The organism is Confluentibacter sediminis, from assembly GCF_003258355.1.
Lineage (GTDB): Bacteria > Bacteroidota > Bacteroidia > Flavobacteriales > Flavobacteriaceae > Confluentibacter > Confluentibacter sediminis.
This window is the reverse complement of the sequence record NZ_QKPO01000002.1, coordinates 1-2,155: the sequence shown is the minus strand read 5'-3', so window position 1 is coordinate 2,155 and position 2,155 is coordinate 1. Positions and strand designations below refer to the sequence as shown.

The window sequence follows — 2,155 nt, the reverse complement described above, 5'->3', positions numbered from 1 at the left end:
TTAAGATACGAATTTAAAAAGAATCATTAATGGTTTTTAAGAAGAAGTTTTTGCGCAGTCTGACGGTTTGGCTATGGTTTCGTTGCGTGAAAATCCGCTAGGATTTTCCGCCGTAAACCGAAGATAGCAAATTTGCGAGGACTTTCCAATAGGAAAGTCAGAAACAATGAACTATAGCCGCTGTGGCTGTTGCACAACTTGATAAATTAGTCTAAACTTAATTTCACAAAGGTTGTTAAAAACAAGTAAAGACTGATAATTAATTATTTGCAATTTTATGCAATTATAAAAAACCTTATTTTATGTCTCTATTTTAGTTGTGCAACAGCTACCGCTGTTGTGCCCAGTTTTTTAATTTTTCAATCAGATTTTCAATCCGTTCATTTCTACACCAAGCTGTCCGGTCAAAATTGATTTCGTGTACAGCTTTATTGTTGTTTAAAACGTGTAAAATTCGCTGTTTTCCAAAAAGCGCATCTTTAGAATTATAGAATTCAAATGATATATTTTTGTAATCGTATACATTTTGCTTTTCTTGATTGTTAGCTAGATTAATTGTTTTGATTTCTAGCTTTTGGTCAGAGTCATTAAAGTGAATTTTAAACACTTCCCCGAGTTTGTATTTTTTTTTAGTCCGATAAATAAACCACCAAAGAACCCCAACTGAAATGATGATGCTAAATATTAAGGGGTTTTCCATTAGTATTTCGGCAGTTGTGTTTACTCGAGTTGGTCTCCCTCTTGAAACAAAAAGAGGTATTGCTATCCAACTTGAAAGAAATAAAACTATGAATAACACAATATATTTAATTCCAATGGTCAGATAGTTCAAGTCAGAAGTAGGTTTTTCTATTTCGTAGCTGTCAGTCATAAATTGGGCACAACGGTTTCGGGCTTTGCGTTCGGGCGGGTTACGGAGCACAAAGTTTCAATTTATTACTAAAGTTTCATAGAAGCACAAAGTTCCAAGTTTGCACGTCAGCCCGCCTGACGCAAAACCTCTGTTACCAGCAGGTTTTATTCCTTCACCGCTTCTTGAAAGGTCTGTCTTTCAAATCCAAAATTCACCATATTGTCAAGTGTTGATTTTGCACGACTTAGTAACCAGTCAAACCCAACGATTTTCAAGATACCTTGCGTTGATTCGTTCTCTTGTTTTAGTCGTTGTGCCTGCATTTCATTTAATTCAGACTCTCTTCCTATTACGACAAGGCAATAAGGACGATAAATTCCAGGATACTTCTTTGCTGCATATAGATTATTATTGATTGCCCAATCTCTAAAATCCATCGCTTGTCGTTTAGCGTGAGTCGTTTTCGCTGATAACTCACCTGCCTTTGTCATGATAGGGAAGTCTGCTTGTTCAATTTCAACAACATTGTAAGAATTATCCATTGAACGAATTAGAAAATCAGGTATCAAATCCTCGCCAAATTTAGGTTTTGCCCATATTTGGGCATGAAAAGGTTCAAGTATATATGGATTAGCAGTAAGAAAATTTTGGTAATCAATTTCTGCTTTTCCAGAAGAGTTCACTAAATCTGAAAATGACTGTAAACCTGTCGAGCTAAAATTAAACCAACGAGCAATTAAAGCTGCGAAAATATGTTCAGCCGCATTTTCATTAACTGAAAAGCCAATGTTATTTGTGATTCCAATTGGAAACTTTTCTTCTGTTTCTACTGATTGAACGAGGTCAATCAAAACTTTTTTTGCTGTCTTAGTCCATTCGTCAGTTTTGTACTTTCCACTAGGCAAATCAAGAAGTATAATATTTTGAAAATTGAATTTTGAGAACATAAAGTCAGCAAGTGTCTTACTTGAAATGTGACTCAAAAGGTTACTTACATTACTTATTGGTCTATATGAATTTGCTTTAATAGTAGCTTCGCCTAATCGAATAATACCCTTTGGTCCCCAATGCAATGTTCCTAATGCAACTATATTTTGAAAATCCATTTTCATTGTTATTCCACCAAAGTCAGACATTGCTAGTCTTACACAAAGATCTAATGCTTCATCATCATTTTTCTCATAAAGTTTTACCACTAATGCACTAACATCTTCTAGACTTCCTTGTTTCTCTGCTAATTCAACCTGTTTATCGAGTGATAGTATTTCTGTCATTGTTGCGTGTGTATTTAAGCTTGCTGGT

General features: G+C 34.8%; 2 protein-coding genes. Both read right to left on the bottom strand.

Features of this window, described 5'->3' with window-relative positions; translation table 11 throughout:
* Positions 1-328: 328 nt before the first annotated feature.
* A complete protein-coding gene (locus tag DKT72_RS01965) occupies positions 329-871 on the bottom strand; it encodes a hypothetical protein (protein WP_111307053.1) in 543 nt (180 codons plus the stop codon).
* Between the two features lie 146 nt (positions 872-1,017).
* A partial coding sequence (locus DKT72_RS01960; protein WP_220628062.1) for a Shedu anti-phage system protein SduA domain-containing protein occupies positions 1,018-2,155 on the bottom strand: 1,138 nt, incomplete at its 5' end.

What these genes read in the sequence shown, in the direction of transcription:
- DKT72_RS01965 (WP_111307053.1), bottom strand. Translation starts at nt 871, where the DNA reads ATGACTGACAGCTACGAAATAGAAAAACCTACTTCTGACTTGAACTAT.